This window comes from Oscillochloris sp. ZM17-4 (assembly GCF_019599295.1).
Classification (GTDB): domain Bacteria; phylum Chloroflexota; class Chloroflexia; order Chloroflexales; family Chloroflexaceae; genus Oscillochloris.
This window is the reverse complement of sequence record NZ_JAIEWN010000001.1, coordinates 291,984-311,396: the sequence shown is the minus strand read 5'-3', so window position 1 is coordinate 311,396 and position 19,413 is coordinate 291,984. Positions and strand designations below refer to the sequence as shown.

The 19,413-nt window shown below is 64.9% G+C and carries 14 protein-coding genes; 4 read left to right on the top strand and 10 right to left on the bottom strand.

The features are described 5' to 3' along the window. Window positions 1–4: 4 nt before the first annotated feature. The 6 genes from K2Z83_RS01255 to K2Z83_RS01230 all read right to left on the bottom strand — a co-directional run bounded on the left by K2Z83_RS01255 (window position 5) and on the right by K2Z83_RS01230 (window position 7,075). Window positions 5–808: a DUF1616 domain-containing protein gene (locus tag K2Z83_RS01255; protein WP_220593366.1), complete on the bottom strand. Its 804-nt coding sequence runs from the start codon at window positions 806–808 to the stop codon at window positions 5–7. An 11-nt stretch (window positions 809–819) separates the two neighbouring features. After that, window positions 820–1,932 (bottom strand): glycosyltransferase family 4 protein, encoded by a 1,113-nt coding sequence (locus tag K2Z83_RS01250; RefSeq protein WP_220593365.1) that lies wholly within the window; start codon window positions 1,930–1,932, stop codon window positions 820–822. Window positions 1,933–1,966: 34 nt separating this feature from the next. Continuing rightward, the gene (locus tag K2Z83_RS01245) at window positions 1,967–3,874 is read right to left on the bottom strand and encodes a hypothetical protein (RefSeq protein WP_220593364.1); all 1,908 of its coding nucleotides are present in this window, start codon (window positions 3,872–3,874) and stop codon (window positions 1,967–1,969) included. 275 nt (window positions 3,875–4,149) lie between these two features. After that, the gene (locus tag K2Z83_RS01240) at window positions 4,150–5,268 is read right to left on the bottom strand and encodes a glycosyltransferase family 4 protein (RefSeq protein ID WP_220593363.1); all 1,119 of its coding nucleotides are present in this window, start codon (window positions 5,266–5,268) and stop codon (window positions 4,150–4,152) included. Next, window positions 5,265–6,263 carry a glycosyltransferase family 2 protein gene (locus K2Z83_RS01235; protein ID WP_220593362.1) on the bottom strand — a complete coding sequence of 333 codons (999 nt, stop codon included), beginning with the start codon at window positions 6,261–6,263 and terminating at the stop codon, window positions 5,265–5,267. Before K2Z83_RS01235 ends, K2Z83_RS01240 begins: the two co-directional genes overlap by 4 nt. After that, window positions 6,260–7,075, bottom strand: coding sequence for a glycosyltransferase family 2 protein (locus K2Z83_RS01230; RefSeq protein ID WP_220593361.1), 816 nt, complete (start codon window positions 7,073–7,075; stop codon window positions 6,260–6,262). The genes K2Z83_RS01235 and K2Z83_RS01230 overlap by 4 nt, the downstream gene beginning before the upstream one ends. Window positions 7,076–7,890: 815 nt before the next feature. Between K2Z83_RS01230 and K2Z83_RS01225 the strand changes: the two genes are divergently transcribed. Together K2Z83_RS01225 and K2Z83_RS01220 are read left to right on the top strand one after the other, a co-directional pair. Continuing rightward, on the top strand, window positions 7,891–10,998 hold the full coding sequence (locus K2Z83_RS01225; protein ID WP_220593360.1) for an ATP-binding protein: 3,108 nt from the start codon (window positions 7,891–7,893) through the stop codon (window positions 10,996–10,998). A 42-nt stretch (window positions 10,999–11,040) separates the two neighbouring features. After that, window positions 11,041–11,868, top strand: a complete 828-nt coding sequence (locus tag K2Z83_RS01220; RefSeq protein WP_220593359.1) for an amidohydrolase — start codon at window positions 11,041–11,043, stop codon at window positions 11,866–11,868. A gap of 495 nt (window positions 11,869–12,363) precedes the next feature. Here the strand turns inward: K2Z83_RS01220 and K2Z83_RS01215 are convergent, their stop codons facing one another. From K2Z83_RS01215 to K2Z83_RS01205, 3 genes are all read right to left on the bottom strand, one after another. Further along, window positions 12,364–14,328, bottom strand: a complete 1,965-nt coding sequence (locus K2Z83_RS01215; RefSeq protein ID WP_220593358.1) for a DUF4910 domain-containing protein — start codon at window positions 14,326–14,328, stop codon at window positions 12,364–12,366. A gap of 155 nt (window positions 14,329–14,483) precedes the next feature. Next, complete coding sequence (locus K2Z83_RS01210; protein WP_220593357.1) at window positions 14,484–15,461, bottom strand: TerC family protein; 978 nt, start codon at window positions 15,459–15,461, stop codon at window positions 14,484–14,486. Between the two features lie 210 nt (window positions 15,462–15,671). Next, a complete protein-coding gene (locus K2Z83_RS01205; RefSeq protein WP_255603086.1) occupies window positions 15,672–16,283 on the bottom strand; it encodes a sensor histidine kinase in 612 nt (203 codons plus the stop codon). A gap of 226 nt (window positions 16,284–16,509) precedes the next feature. On the opposite strand from K2Z83_RS01205, the gene K2Z83_RS01200 reads away from it, so the two are divergent. Next, window positions 16,510–17,820: a DNA cytosine methyltransferase gene (locus K2Z83_RS01200; protein ID WP_220593356.1), complete on the top strand. Its 1,311-nt coding sequence runs from the start codon at window positions 16,510–16,512 to the stop codon at window positions 17,818–17,820. Then, on the top strand, window positions 17,813–18,715 hold the full coding sequence (locus K2Z83_RS01195; RefSeq protein WP_220593355.1) for a NotI family restriction endonuclease: 903 nt from the start codon (window positions 17,813–17,815) through the stop codon (window positions 18,713–18,715). Before K2Z83_RS01200 ends, K2Z83_RS01195 begins: the two co-directional genes overlap by 8 nt. On the opposite strand, the gene K2Z83_RS01190 is transcribed toward K2Z83_RS01195, so the two are convergent. Beyond that, on the bottom strand, window positions 18,702–19,413 hold a 712-nt coding region (locus K2Z83_RS01190), incomplete at its 5' end, for a GNAT family N-acetyltransferase (protein WP_220593354.1). The genes K2Z83_RS01195 and K2Z83_RS01190 overlap by 14 nt on opposite strands.

The following is a 19,413-nucleotide window of genomic DNA, read 5'->3' as shown; positions in this document are numbered from 1 at the left end:
TTGGCTACTGGCTGATATCGTCCGTCCCGGGCCAGAGGACAGTGTGGCGGTAGATCGTGTTCGGGTCATCGGCCACGTACAGGCTCGCCTCCACCGGCCTCTTCTGCTGGTCCGCGATGGGGAGCACCTCGGTGATCTCCCACTGCGCCCCCGCCTGAAGCTCCAGGTCGGCCCACTCGTTCAGTACACGGCCGCCCTCCGTGAGGCGCAGCACATAGCTCATCGGCCGCAGCTCCTGGTTGCTCACGCCGAGGCGCACCGTCCCCGGGGCGGCGCCGCTCACCTCGAGCATCCAGAGCTGCGTGAACCCGGTGGTGTGCTGCGTGAGCGCCCCGGATCGGGCCGTGCCGACGGCGTTCGCCAGCAGCAGGGCGGCCAGGGCGAGCAGGGCCAGCTGGATTGGGCGTAGGCGCAGGGCTGGCCGGTGAGCCGCCCGCTCGGCGGAGCCCCGCTCTTCAGCGGCCAGTCGTCGGCGGGCCAGCGCCACACCTGCCGCGACCATCGTCACCGTCATGAGCAGGGCGGCCCAGAGATCGTTGCGCAGACCCCAGGGCGTCAGGTTGAGGAGCAGGCCGCCAAGGATCACGATGACCATGCTTGACCCCAGTCGCAGCACCAGCAGCTCGATGCCGCCGATCTCCCGGCCCGGGTCGAGCGCGGCGAGCAGCGCGTAGCCCGGCAGGGCTAGGGTCAGGGTGATCGTGAACGGGGCACGCAGGAGCGTGGGCAGGCCCGGAGCGAGGGCGACGGCCGCCCCAACCGCCGCCAAGGCGATCACCAGAAGCAGATCGATAGACTTGCGCGGCACAGAAGCTCTCCCTATGGCGCACATGGCGCAGCGGCCCTCGATGTGGCGAGCACATCCTGATAGAAGGCAACCGTCTGCCCCATAATCGCCTCATAGCTGTAGCAGGTACGCACGCGCTCATAGCCCCTTGCGATCAGGGCAGCGCGCTCATCACGCTGATCGCGCACCCGCCGGATCGCGTCTGCCAGGGCCGCCGCGTCGCCCTCGGGGAAGACCAGCCCGGCGTCGCCGATCACCTCGGGGATAGCCCCCGAGCTCGACCCGATCACCGGCACGCCGGCGGCCATCGCCTCCACGATCACCCGGCCGAACTGCTCGGCCCAGCGCGGTGTGGTGAGCGAGGGCACGGCCAGCACATCGATGCTCTGCCAGAACTGCCGCATCTCACGGCGCGGCATAATGCCGAGCAGCTCGAACTGCGGCTCGGGCCGCAGCATATCGCCCAGGGGGCCGTCGCCGGCCACGCGCACATGTATATCGGGCAGCATCCGTGCGGCCGCGTGCAGCGAGTGGATGCCCTTCTCGGGCACCAGCCGGCCGGCGTAGCCCACGGTGAAGGGGCGCTCGGCGGTGCCCGCCGACCGCAGCTCCTCGTCGATGGCGAAGCCATACTGCGGGATGACATCGAGCCGCTTGTGGAAGCCCAGCCTCCGGCTGCGCTCCAGCGCCGCCTGGTTGCCCACGATCCCGGCGTCGGCGGCGGCATAGTTCAGCTTGCGGAAGAGCGCCCCCAGCCGCAGCGGGTGGATGTTCTCCCACGCCACGAAGATCATGTGGTAGCCATAGCGGCGCTTCAGCGCGCTCAGCTGAAGCAGGCTCAGGCTCTCGGGCTCCTGCTCCACATGCACCAGGTCTGGCTGGAACTCGGCGATCGCCGCAGCCAGCTGTTGCGGCCGATAGAAGTAGCGGAAGGGGTTGCCCTGAAACTGGAACAGCGTGTCGAGCCGGTACTGGGTCCAGCTCGCGTCAGGCGCGTTGGCTGGCACCGCCTGCATCGGGTGCAGCTCGATCGTATGCCAGTCCGAGGGCATCACCACGCCGAGCTCTACCCGCTTGCCCAGCTCGTCGAGCTTGTCCCAGTTGCCCGGGTAGGCGTACATATTCGAGACCAGGAGCACGCGCATGGGACGATCTCCAATCCAAAGGTTGCAGAGCAGGCTACGGCGAGACGCTGGGTTCCGGCTGGAGCAGTAACACCGTATCATAGATCTGGATATTGCCGCTGTCGAAGATCCGGCTGAGCTGTGGCACGCTGTCGAATTTGGCGAGCTTCTCGACCGGAAACGGATCCTCGTGCTGCTTCGCCTCTGGCTCGCCTGAGGCGAACCAGATCCCGCTCACCGGAATCCCACGGGTGATCCGGTAGTCGGCGACAACATAGCGCACATTGTCGCGCCGCATGTCTCGCCGCTCAAGCTGCGCGATGCGCGGCGAGAAGTAGATCCACGAGAGCGTCTCGACCGGGTTCTGCTCGCCGTAGGAGCCCATCAGCAGCCAGTTCGTCTTGTCGGCGACGAGGTTGTAGGAGCGATCAAGCCGCGGGCGGGCCCAGTCGGCCGCCGCGATGCTCTCGGGCTGGATCCCGCGCGTATCGCCCATCAGCGCGTAGGGGCCGGGCATCCGCGCCCAGGGCGGGATGCCGATCACGATCGCGCCCATCAGGATCAGCCCGATCACGCCTGTGGCGATGCCCCGGCGCAGGCCTGTGAGCCGCAGCGCCGACACGAACTCGACGATCGCCACCGCCACGACAAACGAGACCCCGATAAATAGGTAGTCCGATGAGCGGTTCGAGATCTCGGCGCCGCTCGATGTGATCCGCAGGATCAGGGTGGCCGGGTAGATCCCGCCAACAACCATGAGCAGCATGGCCATCGGGTGCCGGCGGTAGCGTCGCCAGGCGAAGACCAACCCGAAGTGGATGGCCACGGCGATCAGCCCCACGCAGGCGAGGGCCATGATTCGCTCGAAGGTTGGCAGCGTGTACTCGGGGGCCGCCGAGCGAAAGAGCGTGCGGCTGCTCTCCTCGCGGATGATCAGCTTGACCACCGAGTTCGCCGCCTTCACAATATGCGGCCCCAGATAGGGGATCGTCTGCTGGGCCACGGTGAACAGCCAGATGACCACGAGCGAGAGCGAGAAGATCCAGAAGATCCCGACGCGCCGCCGCTCTGGCACCTGCCCGGCCGAAGGGTCGCGCTCGCGCAGCGATGGGAAGATCGGCCCGCCCGCCCAGCGCGCCAGCGGTCGGACGAGCCGGTTCGCCAGGGCGAGCCCGAACACCCGCTCGCCGATGATCAGCAGTTGCCGGTGAAAGAAGGTGATCACCGCCAGCAGGATCAGGAGGGTGGTCATCACATAGGATGTCACGTGGTGGCTCACCACCACCGCGCCGATGGTCATCAGGGCGAGCATCCAGGGCCAGCGCCAGCGGGCCTGGATCGGCTCACCCATGAGGATCATGAACAGCGCCGCCGTCGCCAGCGGCAGCGCCAGCGACTCGTAGCCGAACTGCGCGCTCCAGTAGACGAAGTTCGGGTAGGAGCAGTAGATCAGCGAGGCCACCCCCGCCACCCGCGCCGAGCCGCTGATCCGCTCGTGGATCAGGAAGGCCGACACGGTGGCCAGCAGCCGCGCCGCGCCGATGATGATCAGCGCCGTCGGGTAGATTGGCAGGCCACTCATCTGCGCGATGGCGCTCACCACAATCTGCATCCCTGGGAAGAGGGCGCTGACATTCTGGAGGGCGTTGATGTGGAAGAGGTGGTCGCTGAGCAGGATGTCGTTGGCGGTGCGGTAGTGCGGGAACTCATCGTGGAGGGCGAACCCTAGCGGGCTCTGGAGCACCTTGATAAGGTAGAGGCTCAGCCCGAGCCATATCACCAGCCCGGCGCGCTCTCCACGCCCCACCCCAGGTGCCAGCTGCCGCAGCGCAATCGGGGCGATCATCGTTGTCACGCCGGCCCAGAAGGCAAGCAGCGCCCATGGCGCGCTCTGGCGTGAGCCATTATAGGCCAGCGCCACCAGCAGCAGCCCGAATGCTCCCAAGGCGGTGATGGCTGGCAACCAGCCGGGCTCCCATGTGGTCGACTGGGTCGTCGCGTGGGTATTGTGATCTGCACCGTGCGCGCCCACTGAGAAGATGGCCCCGCTCGATATTCGTGCAATTGTCGCTCGCTTATTCAACCGATAGATCCTTTGTATCTCGCTGGGAGGTTGATTGACGTATGACTGTCTCCGCTGCCCCCCTCCTGGAAGATATCCGTGCCTCATAGAGGTGCATGTGCGCCAGTGATGCGCGCCGGGGGCGCTACGTCTCATCTGCGCCGCACGCTCTTCTGCTATACCAGGGTTGACGTATACCGTGAGGGGGCGTCTGCGCCCTCCGCCGCACGCACGATCGCATAGGTGGATAGAAGCTGCCCCACAATATGCTCCCAGCTAAAGACCGACACATCAGCGCATGGGGCGGGCGTATCGGCCGCCTGGCGCGCTGCGGCGGCCACACTGGGGGCGCGCGCTGCATCGACGAGGGCGATGTTGGCGGGGAAACGGGACGCGAGGTCGCGAAATGCCGGGATGTCGTTGCAGACAACCCGACATCCGTGCGCGAGCGCCTCGATGACCGTGATCCCGAATGCCTCGGCCGATGACATATTCAGCACCACGCCTGATCGTCGATACCAGCTGCTCAGCGCTGTATCGCCGACCTCGCCGATGAGCTCGACCCGGTCGGCCACGCCAAGCGCCTGGGCCTGACGCTGTAGGTCGTTGTGGCATGGGCCTGTGCCGATGATCGTCAGGCGGTAGCCTGACGGGAGATCGGCCATCGCCGCGACGGCGCGGCTCGCCCCCTTGTAGGCCTGGAGCCGCCCGACGGCCAGGAGCTGTCGCGGGTCGCGGGCCTCTGTCTCGCCCCGCATAGCCCGCGCGATATCGACGCCGTTGGGGATCACGGTGGCGACCGACGCCCGCAGGCCGAACCGGCCAATCAGGCGCTCGCGTTCGGCCTCGCTGACACAGATGATGGCGCGGGCACGGCGCAGGCTCCAGCCGCCGATCAGCCGGTATGGCACGTGCAGGAGCTCGGCCAGGCGGCTGTGCGGCCGATCATTCAGGTGCGGCGTTACCACCATACGCTGCGGCGCGAGGGCGGCGACGATCGGCAGCAGCGCCGCATGATAGTTGTGGACGTGGATGATGTCATACCCGCCGCTGCTGCCAAGGCAGCTGAGCAGCCCCATGGGCACATGGTAGGCCGGCGCTGGCCCCGTTGCCAGCAGCCGAAAGACAAGGACTCCGCCAATCTCCTCTACGGCCCCGCCCGACCCGGGGGCGGCCATCGTCAGCACCGCCACCTCGTGACCGTGCGCGGCGAGCCCCTCGCTGATCGACTGGACGTGTCGCTCGACCCCGCCGCGCTGCGGATAGTAGTGTGGCGTGATCTGCAAGATCTTCATCGTGATCCGGTGTCGCTCGCGGGCTCTGGCGCCGTGGCTATGGTGACGGGGGCGCGGCGCGCCTCTAGCAGAGACTCAACCTGGCCGACCCCATAGCCGGCCGTCGTGACGATCAGCCCCGCGATGATGGCGCCGGCGCGCAGGAGTCCCGCGCCGTCGCCGCGCAGGGCGTCGCCGATGCCACGGGCCACCCCGAGGGGAAGCGTGCGCAGCGTGTATGATCGCTCTGTCGCGAGCCCGTCGCGCGATCCGACCAGCTTGGCTACCAGCGCCTTCGACCGCCCCTCATTGTAGCAGCGCGAGCGGAAGTAGCCCCAGCGCGCCCGCGCCGCCGGCACCGTGTGACGCACGCGGGCCTGCGGGTCGTAGCGGAGGACGCTCTGCGGCCAGATCTGGGCCAGTCTGATGCAGAGCTCGGTCTCCTCGCAGCCAACCGGGAGGGTGCCGATCCGGCCGATCCCGTCCTTGAAGCTGCCGGCCCGCGCAAACACCTCACGCCGAAACGACATATTGCAGCCGATCAGGTTGCGCACCGGCGCGGGCGCCACGGGCATGCCCGTGTAGGTGCAGCCCACCACCCAGTCGAACTCCTCGGGGAACCAGCTGGGGCGCCCATGCGCCCATGCGGCTTTGATCGCGCCGCCTGCCCCCACCACCTCGGGCTCGGCGTAGTGGGTGTCCAGCGTCGCGAGCCAGTCCTCGGCGGCCACGGCGTCCTCGTCCATAAAGGCGATGATTGCCCCGCGTGCGACGGACAGGCCCGTGTTGCGCGCCCCCGAGAGCCCGCGCGCCTCGCTGTTGGCGATAACCTGCGCGCCGCCGATCATCGATCTGGCGCGCGCGAGCAGGGCGGGGTTGTGGTCGATCACCACGATAATCTCGTCGGGCGGCAGCGTCTGCCGGCGCACCGACTCCACCGCCGCCAGCAGATCATCCCAGCGGGCCTCCGTGTAGGCGCAGATAATAACCGAGATGGGGCGCGCAACCTTTGTCACACGCCACCTACCTCGCGCTCAAGCTCCACCGGGTGGATGATCCCGTGCTGGGGATCGTGGCTCGGCAAGAAGTAGGACATCGCATCCCGCGCTGGCATTCTGGGCATGGCCGGCTGTGGCTTGGGCGCATCCATCACACTGCCCATCCCTTCGCGCAGGATCGTCCGCAGCACGCGCCAGCCGTCGACGAAGGTGCGCAGGTGGCTCTCGCCGTGGATGCGCTCGTGCTCGAAGCTCGGCACCTCGGTGATCCTCAGCCCGGCCTTGAGCGCCCGCACATTCATCATCGTCTCGATCTCAAAGCCGTCCCCGTCGAGGTCGAGCTGGGGGAGGATCCGCCGCCAGAACGCGTTGTACCCGTAGCACAGGTCGCTGTACTGGCCTCCGAACAGCACCCGCACGGCCATCACAAAGCCCATGTTGCCCATCCAGCGCAGCGGCGACATATCGCTTGTGCCGCCGCCCTGGAGGAAGCGCGACCCTTTGGCGAAGTCTGCCCCGGAGAGGAGCGAGCCAACATAGGCCGGGATCTCCGCCGGGTCGGTCGAGCCATCGGCGTCAAGCATCACGATCACATCGCCAGTCGCCGCCGCGAACCCTGTCCGCAGCGCCGCGCCCTTTCCTTTGCCATCTTGGTAGACAACCCGCACCTGGGGGTGGAGCTGCATCGCGACCTCGGGTGTCCCATCGGTCGAGTGCCCGTCAACAAGGATGACCTCATGGACGTCGTGCGGGATGCGCGGTAGAACATGCGGGAGATTCTCGGCCTCATTCCAGGCTGGCACCACTACGCTGACCAAGACTTTCTGCATAGGAACCTCTGTGCTTGCCTGGCTGTCCCCACTCCGCCTTCAGCCAGGGCGTCGATTATCGATTGTTGTCGGATGGATGACGTGGATTGGGAGGAATAATGGCGCCGTTGCCATTACGCCTTCCGGCTGTCACGATGACAGCTCCCCCGTCATTGTCTCTGATGCGGTGTGGTGGAGGAGCCACACCCTATCAGGTGACAACCCGCGCCTACTACGAAATGTCGGAAGGTTGCGGTATGCACAACCATGATCGCAGGTGCCATAGCCCTGCTAGCGTGGGCGAGCAACACGGTGATCACTGGTAGAGATACCCGATATGTGGGGGACGCCGTTGGAGCGTGGAGCAGCGCCGCTCGTTGCCTCAGAACCGGATGTTCTGCTTCGCTCGTGGTGGGATGTGGTGTGGGATGTGATTGCTCGTGTTGCTGGGTGCGCGGTGATATATGTGTGAGACGTAACTTACAATTCAAAACGCGCGCTATGTCGCCATGGTTACGGATGGTTACAGCCTGATAACAAAAGTGTCATCTGGGGTGTCGGACCCTCGCCCGTCACGAGTGTCGGATAGCCACCTGGGCCGGGTAGAACGCGTATAATACCCAATGCCCACATCACTGCTGCCAACCACCGCCGCGGCGCTGATCCTGATTAGGAAATACCGCAGAAGGAACGCGGTGAGCGCTCTGTCGCGCTGAGCGCAGCGAAGCATCTACCAGCCTTGCGCCGGCAGACCCTTCGCCTCGCTCAGGGTGACATGGGGAGGTGGTTTCCTGAGCGACCGCGTTACGTATGCTCCATTGCCTTATGAGTACTCGATGACTGAGCGCGCCTACGCTATGAATATTTATCGTTTGTTGTATCGCCCCGCCGACCCCCCCGCACTCCAGCAGTGGCGGCGCTCCCTCCTGGATCTCTTCCTGCGCCTCTCGCTGGCTGTGACTCTGCCGATCGTACTCATGGGCATCTGGTATAACTGGCAGGTCGGGCGGCCGATCACCGCGCTCTTTGCCCTGGTCGGCTATATCACCATGGTCGCCGGCGCCCTGCTGCCGCAGTTCTCGGTGCAGGTTCGTGGGCAGATGATCGTGCTGATCAGCTACCTCCTTGGCGCGGCGCTGACCTATCAGAACGGCATTGCCGGCGTCGGTGTCCTGCTTCTGCTGATAGCGGCGGTGATGGCGACCCTGCTCTTCTCGACGCGGGGCGCCATCCTGATCGTCTCGCTCGTATCGCTCACGGTTGTGGCCATCTTCGGCGGCGTTGGTGTGGGGCTGGTGACGCCCTCTTCCGGCCTCGCCGAACGCCTGGCAGATCCACTCATGATCCTGCTGAACGCGATGTTCATCATCTACATCGTCTGGCTCCTGCTGGCTGTCCTGACCTCGCTGATCGGTCGGCTGGGCGAGAGCCTCTCCGCCACCGAGGCGGCGAACGCCGAGCTTGAGCGGCGCGTGCAGGAGCGCACCGCCAGTTTCGATGAGGCGCAGCGTCATCTCCAGCTCATTCTGCGCACCATCCCCGAGCAGTTCTGGCTGAAGGACGCCGAGGGCCGCTACCTTATGGTTAGCAGCGCCCTCGCCGCCTACCACGGCTACCGCCCCGAGGAGATGGTTGGACGCAGGGTCGATGAGGTCTACGCCCCCGATCTCGCCGGCTTCATCACCGCCGGCGACCGTGAGGTCTTCTCTGGCAAGAGCTACTATGGCGAGCGGTTTATCCGCGATCGTGCCGGCGTCGAGCGCTGGTTCGACAGCAGCCGCACGCCTATCTACGATGAGGCCGGCGACCTGGTGGGCATGGTCGGCCTCGCCCGCGACATCACCGTGCGCAAGGATGCCGAGCTGGCCCTGGCCCGCCAGCTACGCTATGCCGAGGCCCTCGCCCAGTGCTCGCGGATCATGCTCACCCGCGACCCCAGCGGCGAGGCCTACCACGCGATCCTGGCCGAGGCCCTGGAGGTGCTGCGCGTCGCCGTCGAGGCCGATCGGGTGGCGGTCTACGCCTACCCCGACTGGGCGGAGTGCATCACCCGCACCTCGCTCCAGCTTCGCATGATCGGTGCGGTGGACGCGCCCCACCTGCCGCCCCATCGCGCAGCCACCCTTGAGGAACTTCGCGACATTCCCGAGGGGCTGAGCTCATGCCTGCGAGATGGGCGAGGCTATAACGGGCCGGTCGCCGGACGCTTCCCCAACAACCCGATCTTCGAACGCTACCAGGCTGCGAATGGCATCAGGTCGGCGGTCTTTGTGCCGATCTTCGTGTCCGGTCTCTGGTGGGGCCATATCAGCGTGAACGACCACCGCCGCGAGCGCAGCTGGGACGACGGCGCCCTCCAGCTGCTGCGCACCGCCGCCGAGATGATCGTCACCTTCACCCAGGGCTGGGAGTCTGGGCAGGCGCTGGCCGCCAGTGAGGCCAGCCTGCGCGCCCTGCGCGACGCCCTCCCCGACTTGCTCTTTGTGGTGGATAGTGACGCGGTTATTCTGAGCTACCATTCGCCGTCGCTTGGGCAGCTCTACGTCCCACCGGAGTCCTTCCTTGGCCGCAGGGTGGATGCGGTGCTGCCCTCCTCCGTCGGGCCGCAGCTGGTGGCGGCGATCCACGCGGTAATGCAGAGCGGGGCGATGCAGATCATCGAGTACGAGATGCGCCTGCCGGATACGGTGGGGATGTTCGAGGCCCGCATGGTGCCGATTGACCCCACCCAGATCCTCTGCGTCATACGCGATATCACTGAGGCCCGCCAGGCCGCCGCCGCCATGTTGCGGGCCAAGGATGCGGCCGAGGCCGCCGACCGGGCCAAGTCCTCCTTCCTTGCCACCATGAGCCACGAGATCCGCACGCCGCTCAACGCGGTGATCGGCATGGCCGATCTGCTGATCGACACGCCGCTCAGCCCCGAGCAGCGCAGCTATGTGGAGACGATCCACACCGGCGGGGAGACGCTGCTCGCGGTGATCACGCACATCCTCGACTTCTCGCGCATCGAGTCTGGCCACCTAGAGCTTGAGTCGCAGCCCTTCGACCTCATCGCCTGCGTCGGCGATGCCTGCGCCCTGCTCTCCTATGGGGCCGAGCATAAGGGGCTGAATCTCACCCAAGAGATCGCCCCCGACCTGCCACGCATGGTGCTCGGCGATGTCGTCCGGCTGCGCCAGGTGCTGATCAACCTGCTGTCCAACGCCGTCAAGTTCACCGCGCGCGGCACGGTGGCGCTGCGCGTCACTCGGGAGGGTCTCAGGGAGGGTGAAACCCTCCCTGAGACCCTCTCTTTTGAGGTGCGCGATACGGGGATCGGCATCGCCGAGTCACAGGTCGCGCAGATCTTCGATCCGTTTGTCCAGGCCGACAGCGCCACCACCCGCCGCTACGGCGGCACCGGCCTCGGCCTGGCGATATCCCGCCAGCTCGTCGAGCTGATGGGCGGCACGATCAGCGTTGCGAGCGAGCTGGGTGTCGGCACGACCTTCACGGTTGTGGTGCCGCTTCGGCTGGTGGACGCCCCCGCCGTGTTGCTCGCCTCCGCGCGTGGGGCGGGCGCCGCCCGCCCCACGCGCGTGCTTGTGGCAGAGGATAACCCGATCAACCAGCTGGTGACGGTGCGCTTCCTTGAGCGGCTCGGCTACGCGGCCGATGTGGCGAAGGATGGCCGCCAGGCCGTCGAGATGGTTCGCCAGGGATCCTACGATGTGGTGCTGATGGATCTGGAGATGCCTGAGCTCGATGGCTTTGAGGCGACGATGCATATCCGCCAGCTTGGCAGATCGCTCCATCAGCCCTACATTATCGCCCTGACTGCCCACGATCTGGCGTTTGGGTGCGATGCGTGCCTGCGGGCCGGCATGGACGCATGCCTCGGCAAGCCGATGCAGATCGATGACCTGCGGCGGGCGCTGCAGGGTGTCCCTGTCGTACGCTAGGGCGCAGCGCGCTGCCCGCTCGCCCAGGGAGAGGAGGAGGCTATGCCCATCATCGACTCGCACGTCCACCTGTGGGACCCCGGCCAGATGCGCATCCCCTGGCTCGACGGCATCCCCGCGCTCAACCGGCCCTACGGCATGGCCGAGTACGCCGCCAGCGCTGACGATGTCGAGGCCATCGTCTACGTCCAGGTCGATGTCGCTCCGGCCTATGGCCTCGTCGAGGCCCAGCTGGTCGCCGATATGGCTCGGCGCGACCCGCGCATCCAGGCGATCGTGGCCTATGCGCCCCTTGAGGATGGCCCGCAGGCCCGCTCCTACCTCGACGCCCTGACCCAGATCAGCCCCCTGATCACGGGCGTGCGCCGGCTCACCCAGGGCGAGTCCGACCCGGCCTTCTGTCTGCGACCCGGCTTTGAGGCGGGCGTGCGCATCCTGGCTAGCTACGGCCTGAGCTGCGACCTCTGCATCACCCACCGCCAGCTGCCCGCCACCGCCGAGCTGGTGCGCCGCTGCCCCGAGGTGTCGTTCATCCTCGACCACCTGGGCAAGCCGGCCGCCCGTGCCGGCGAGCTGGAGCCCTGGCGCGCCCAGATCGCCGAGCTCGCCGCCCTGCCCAATGTCATGTGCAAGCTGAGCGGCCTCGTCACCGAGGCCGACCATCAGCGCTGGACGGTCGATGACCTCGCCCCCTATGTCGCCCACGCCCTGGAGGTCTTCGGCGAGGATCGGGTGGCCTTTGGCAGCGACTGGCCGGTGGTGCTGCTGGCCGCCGACCAGCGCCGCTGGGCCGCCGCCCTCGGGGCGCTCACCGCGCACCTCTCGCCCGAGGCCCGCCAGAAGCTCTGGTCTGAGAACGCCAGCTCATGATCCCAGTCGCTGTAGGCCAGGTAGGTCTCCGGGTCCAGGCCGATGTCGAGCAGCCGCCCGCGCACCTGCGGGCGGGCGGCAAGCTCACCCAGCCGCCACGCCAGTGCTGCGAGCTGTGGGTCGTCGGGGTAGAGCCCGCGCAGGCGTCGCATATTGGTGATGATCAGGGTGCGGTTTTCCCATGCCGGCGTGGCGTCGAGGGCTGGATCTGCGGGGGTGGGCTGTGGAGGTGTCTGGAGCGTGAGGATGACGCCGATGAGGAGTGAGATTGTTAGGAGGATGGTGCGGGACAGCATATGCCACCTCCCTTGTGCCTCTGCGGGAGTGGCCGGTTAGCTGCATTATCTGAGAGGTGAGAGGGAGTAGATGGCTAGCCAGCGCAGCCCCCTGCTCGGTGGTATACCTAACAGGCGGCCACGTTGCCGCCTGCACTGATCATAGCACCCGCAGCGCGCGCGGTGCGGGATGATCCCTTTACGCCGGGTGCGCGTGTTGTTACGCGCCCCCGCCCCCGAGCTCGACCAGCCCCAGCCGGGCCAGCAGTGCGAAGTGGGCGTGCAGCCCGCCGGGGCTGCGCGTCTGCGTCTCCAGCTCCACCAGGTCGAGGATCTCGCCCAGGCTGCGCCGGCCGTCGGCCCAGTAGAGGGCGATATCGGCGGTGAGGCCGTCGAAGCCGCGGTGTCTTCGCAGCTCGGCCATGGCCGCCTCGCGCTCGGCGGCGGGCAGGCGGGCCAGGTGCGGGCCCAGGCTCAGCGGGCCGCGCTGGAGCCGCCGGGGCACCAGGGCCGCCGTCTCCGCAGTCAGATCCTCGCGCCCGACCGGGTGCCATCCCGCCAGCACCTCGCGGGACTGCGCCCAGAGCAGCTCGCCGCTGGCCCGGGCGGCCGCCTGGAAGGGCGCCGGGTCGAAGGTCGGGTCGAGTCGGCGCAGGTCGGCCAGGGCCGCCCGCTGCCGGTCGATCCGGAAGGCCACCCGCGCCTCCCATGGCGCGCCGATCGGCCGCTCGTCGCCGAGTGCCGCCGTCACCGCGCTCTGTAGCTTGCGCGATAGGCCCTCGGTGAAACGGGCGTTCATCTCGCGGGCCAGCCAGGCGACCTCGCGCCCGCCCGCCGAGGCCAGGAAGGCGATATAGGTGCCGGCCAGGGCCATGTTGCGCCGCAGGGTGACGGGCGAGACCTTCTCGATCGTGTCGGCCGTGGTGTGGTAGAAGCGGTCGGGCCACTCGATGATCAGCGGCGTGGGGATGCCCACCGAGGGGTCGCCCAGGATGTAGTGGTCGCTGCCGTTGGAGATCGGGGTCGAGGCGTAGCGGAAGAGCGGTGGGTCGGCCCGACCGTTGAAGGTGTGGTACTCGCCGCCCATCCCGTCGCGGATGGCCTCCAACAGGTCGCCCACGAAGCTGGGCAGGGCGTCGCTGGTGTGGACGACCATATTCACGCTGCCGCAGAGGCCCTGGTCGGCGCCGACCATATCGAGGTTGAGCGCGGCGACGACCCTGCCGATCAGCTCCTCGTGGTGGGCCAGGTAGAGGTAGGTGCCGGTCATCTCGGGCACCCAGAGGAAGCGGATGGAGCGCCGCGGGCGGGGCAGGCGGCCAGAGCCGATCAGCTCGTGGAGGGCGCGGGCCACCTCCATGGTGGCGGCGGCGCCGCTGGCGTTATCGTTGGCGCAGGGCGCGGGGTGGCAGAGGTGGGCCATCAGCAGCACCTCCTCATCGCTCTCGCCCTGGATGCGCGCGCTGACCGCCTCGATGGCTCCGGGGGCGAGGCGGCTACGCACGCGGGCGCGCAGGCGCAGCGGGCGGTCGCTCTGGGCGGCGCGGCGGCGCAGGGCGGCCCCGGCCCGCGGGCTGAGCGCGAAGCCGAAGGCCCGCGTCTCGCCGCCGTACCACCACCACGAGCTGTACTGGATGTCGTCGGGCAGGTCGCCGGGCGGGCAGATCTCGGGGATGGAGCGCATGCCGTCGAAGATCACGCCGGCCGCGCCGAAGCGTTCGATCGCCATGCGGTGGACGCTCATCGGCGAGGAGCGGGTGAGCACCAGCCTGCCGGCCACATCGCGGCCGGCGTAGTCCTCCTCGCGGTCGCCGCCGTCCACCACGACCAGCTCATACTCGCCGTCGGCCGATATGCTGCGCGGCAGCAGCGAGAGCGGCACCGCCCGGTAGTCGGCCAGGCGCAGCGCGCCGCCCCCCGGCTGGAGCAGGTCGAGCCAGCCCTCCTCGCAGCTCCACTCGTCGAACAGCAGCTCGCCCCATGCCAGCGCCCCCTCGGCCACCGGGTAGGACTCCAGCTCGCTCTGTAGCCCCCAGCCCCGCAGCGTCGTGTGGAGCCAGTGGGCCGCCTCGCGGTACATCGGGCTGGCCTGGATGCGGTGCCACTGGCTGATCTTCGCGGCCAGCCCCTTGGCCGCAACGCCGGAGGCCTCGTTCTGGATCGTCGAGAGGAGCGCCTGGAACATGGAGAGAACCCTCGCTGCTATGAATTAGGGGACAGGGGACAGGGGACAGGGGACAGGGGACAGGGGACAGGGGACAGGGGAGAGGAAACGCACATCTATAGGCGCGATGCGCCCGGCCTGTCCCCTGTGCGCTGTCCCCTGTCCCCTACTGTCCCCTACTGTCCGACTTCGGCCGGCTGCTGCCCCTCCAGGCGGCGGGCGCGGATAAGCGAGGCGATGATGGCGACCGAGAGGGTGGCGATGATCACGCCGAGCGAGAGCAGGTTCGGGATCTCGTAGCGCTCGTGGAGGGCGAGGTAGGTGATCTCGGGCCAGAGCATCTTCATGCCGACGAAGGTCAGGATGACGGCCAGGCCGGTCTTCAGGTAGTGAAACTTATCCATCACGCCGGCGAGCAGGAAGTAGAGCGAGCGCAGCCCGAGGATGGCGCAGATATTCGAGGTGTAGACGATGAAGGCGTCGTGGGTGATCCCGAAGATGGCCGGGATCGAGTCGACGGCGAAGATCAGGTCGGTGCTCTCGACGATCAGCAGGACGATCAGCAGCGGTGTGGCCATGAGCATCCCGTCCTCCTTCACAAAGAAGCGCGGCCCGCGCATCTCCTTGGTGACGGGCAGGAAGCGGCGCACCACCCGCACGAGGACGTTGCCCTCGGGGTGGACATCCTCCTCCTCATCGTCGCCGCTGAAGAACATGCGTAGGCCGGTGAAGACCAGGAACGCCCCAAAGATATAGATGATCCACTCGAAGCGCTCGATCAGGGCGGAGCCGAGCAGGATCAGGCTGCCGCGCATGATCAGGGCGCCGAGGATGCCCCAGAAGAGCACGCGGTGCTGGTAGGCGGCGGGGACGCGGAAGAAGGAGAAGAGCAGGACGAAGATGAAGATATTATCGACGCTGAGCGAGTACTCGATCAGGTAGCCAGCGAGGAAGTTCAGCCCGGCCTCCTGGCCGAGCCAGAAGGAGAGCCCCAGGTTGAAGAGCAGCGAGAGCGAGATCCAGATGACCGTCCAGATCGCTGCCTCCTGAACCTTCACCTCGTGGGCGCTGCGGTGGAAGACTCCCAGGTCTAGGGCGAGCAGGAAGAAGATGACTGCGTGGAATCCCACCCAGGCCCAGATGCTTATATCCACAGATCCTCCATTAGGAATTGAGCATTGAACATTGAGCATTGAACATGCTCAATGTTCGCAGTACCGCAGAAGTCACGTGCCAATGGTGCATTCCGAGCGCAGCGAGGAATCTTCCCATGACCGTTGTGGGAAGACCCTTCGCTGCGCTCAGGGTGACATGGAGATGTGGCTTCCTGGGTGACAGCGTGACTTCTGCGGTATTGCCAATTCTCAATTCTCCTCAGTAATCATGCGCTGAGGGAATTGCACGCGGGCGCACATCCAGCCGCCGTCCTCCTCGCGGAAGAGCAGGAAGTTACCGCCGAGATCCTCGTGTACCAGGGTCTCGATGATCTGGAGGCCGAGGCCGCTGCTGTGGCTGGCGGGCGGCGGCGGGTGGGTCGGCCCGTCGTCGCGTACCTTCACCGTGACCATGCCGTCGGACAGGAGGGCGACGATCTCGACGCGCCCGCCCTCGGCGGCCATGCCGTGGGTGAGGGCGTTGCTGATCAGCTCATTGATCACCAGGGCGAGGACCGTCGCATCGCGCGAGCCGACCCGGACGGCGTCGCCGGTGATCGCGAACTTCACTGGGGCGTCGCTGCTGACCAGGGTGGCCTGGGCGCTCTCGACCACCTGGCGGGCCACCGCGTTGACCGTGGTGACGCCGACATCCTCGCGGGAGAGCAGGTTGTGGATCGCGGCGATCGACTGGATGCGCGCGGCGCTCTCGCGCAGGGCCTTAGCTCCCTGGCTGTGCGGCTCGACCCGGCGCAGCTGCATGGCCAGCAGGGCAGAGATCGTCTGGAGGTTATTGCGCACGCGGTGGGCAGGGCTGCACATGCTTCATGCAGGGCTGTAGTGGGAGCGGCGAGGGCGGCAACAATCCGCCCAGCACCTCCTTCCCCTGCACGTCGCGTAGAAGAAACGTGCATGCAGCGCGAGTTGCGCCGCCTTGAGCGCAAGCTGCCGCGCAGGCGGCAGCCAACTGATTGAGGGCAAGCTGCTCTCAATTCACCTAGCTCTCCATGTTATAATCACCCTGCCGTCTGATGAAGGAGCACAGATCATGACTGTAAACGGGCGAAACCCGCATCACCCCAACCGAGAGCCGAGTCAGGCGACAGTACCATCTTACGCTAACACCCCGTCGAAAAATACAAATTACAGAGTGCTTTCCTCGCTTGACCTTTTCTGTGGCGGAGGTGGAATCACTGAGGGCTTTAGACAGACTGGTTTTAAGTGCTTATATGGCAATGATATTATGCCAGAAGCCATACAAACCTTTCAGCACAACCATCCTGAGGCTATAGCAGATAATCGACCTATTGAGGACGTTGACTCTTATTCGCTTCGAAAAAGCTTAGGCTTGGATCGCGGCGATTTAGATGTGCTTGTTGGCGGCCCTCCGTGCCAAGGGTTTTCCATTAACGCCCCTGAAAGATTTCTCGATGATCCTCGCAACAAACTCTTTCGGCATTACGAGCGATTTCTAGAGGAATTCGAACCTAAGGTTTTTCTTTTCGAGAATGTTCCTGGCCTGCTATCGCTTGAGGATGGCAAAGTTTTTCGGCAAATCATCGAGATATTTTCGGGTCTAGGATACAAGGTATCTGTAAAGATCCTCTTCGCGGCACACTATGGTGTACCTCAAGAGAGATGGCGGCTCATATTGCTCGGATCACGTTTTGGCGAAGTACAGCATCCCGAGCCAACTCATTATGCAATGGGACGGGCGAATTTTAGAGGTGGCAGAACGTTAGTCTTTCGCCTAGATCCAAGCGATCAACAACTCTTAGAGCCCGCAGTCACCGTAAGTGAGGCTATCGACGACTTACCTCGCTTATCTATGGGTGAAGGGGACGAAGTTATTCGCTATGATTGCGATCCGCAAAGCGAATATTCCAAGCTTATGCGCAATGAAAAGGGCTTCACCTTTAATCATTTTGCAGCCCAATTATCTAAAACGAATGTAGAGCGAATGAAGTACATCAAACCTGGCGGATCTTGGCGCGATATCCCCTTTGAGCTATTACCGAAGGGTATGCAGCGAGCACGTAAGTCAGATCACACAAAGAGGTATGGCCGCCTTAGACCGGATGGTCTTTCCGGTACTGTCATGACGAAATGCGATCCCCATTGGGGAGCTGTCTTCTTACCATATCAAGACCGTTCATTGACCGTAAGAGAAGCGGCTCGCTTTCAATCCTTCCCAGACTCATACCAGTTCCTTGGGCCTCGTGTGTCACAGTATGAGCAGGTCGGAAATGCAGTGCCGGTTCTTATGGCTAAAGCTATTGCTCAAAAGCTAAGAGAACATCTGCATAGCATTGAACCTGAAGGTGAAGTTAATCATAGGGAGATCATAGAAGTTGGCTAGCAATATCATCGAATTCTTCGGCTACTCTCCTGATGATCGCTCTACAGCGGCTCGTGCGGCCCGCGAAGACAAGCGGTGCCCATTTCTAGGTGATACCTGCCAGAAGAACCTTAGCGATGGCGCTATTAGTGGGGCTTGCACACTAAAGCCCGCAACTTCTGGCGCTGTTATTTGCTGTCCATATAGGCTCTATGCTAACAGGTATCGTATATTGGTAGATGTTGCCCGCAAGGCATTTGGTGACAACGTAGAACTAGTATCAGGCCAAGAGGCGCGATCTAAGAGCGTTGAGTCAGGAAAGACAAAGATTGCTGTTTTTGGCAAGAGATGGGGAAAGGAACTCCGCTTGCCTAACCGAGGAAAAACAGGGGGGTACTTTGTAGATTGGGTATTAGCGAAGCTAAACTCTAGAAATGATCTAGAAGAATTTGTCGCCATTGAAGTTCAGAGCATTGACACAACGGGAAATTACCAATCTGAACGAACTGCCTACTTAAAAGAAAGCTCTTTTGAAGGTTACAGCACAGCCGGTTTTAACTGGGAGAATGTCAACAAGCGCATTCTCCCTCAAATCATCTATAAAGGGCATGTTCTCCGAAGAGAACGCCTGTGCAAGAGCGGCCTCTTTTTCGTCTGCCCCAAGCCAGTTTATGAAAAGATCCGTGAGCGATTAGGTGGGAAGTTATTAGGCTATGGCTTACAGCCAGGCTCTCTGACATTTATGTGGTATGACTTGGGGGCTTCGGTAGCCGATGGGGCTACACGTGATCTCATATTGCAGGGAAACCTCACCACTACTGTAGACCAAGTTGCATTAGCTTTCACATCGCCGAGCAATCTACCAGACGAGAATGTCTATGAGGAGGCGATACGCAACGAACTCAAGAATCATTAGACGAGTTATCAATCGTTAGCCGCGCCCCCAAGGTGAATCGACCAGTACCAGCGCTGGGATCGTCATCGTAGTCATTGTTTAGCAGGACGTAGTGGAGGTGGTCCTCCCAGACGCCGTTGATCCTCAGGTACTTGTGCGACAGCCCCTCCTCGACGAATCCGGCCTTGGCGGCGACGCGGCGCGAGGGCAGGTTGCGCGGGATGATATTGGCCTCTAGGCGGTGGAGCCTCAGCTCCGTAAGCGCAAACTCGGCCCCGCGTCGCAGCGCCTCGGTCATATAGCCCTGGCCTGCCGCCGCGCCGTCCATCTTGTATCCGACGAAGCAGGACTGGAAGGCCCCGCGGATGATCGATGAGAAGTTCAGGTCGCCGATGATCGGGCCGGCGGGGTCGCTCTGGCGGAACAGGTAGAAGCGCACGGCGCTGCCGACCAGCCGGGAGGTGCGCTCGGACTCCAGGCGGGCGCGGTGCGCCTCCACGGTGAAGAACTGCGGCTCGACCAGCGGCATCCAGGGGGCCACGGAGGGCCAGCAGCGCCGGTGGTACTCCAGCACGGCGGGGGCGTCGTCGGCGCCGAGGGCGCGCAGGATGAGGCGCTCGCTCTGCAGCTCTGTGATCGTGATCATCATTAGCAGGCTCACCTGTCTGAGATCGTCAGCGCCGGGCCGGCGGGCGCCACGGCGGGCGGCAGCCCCGCGT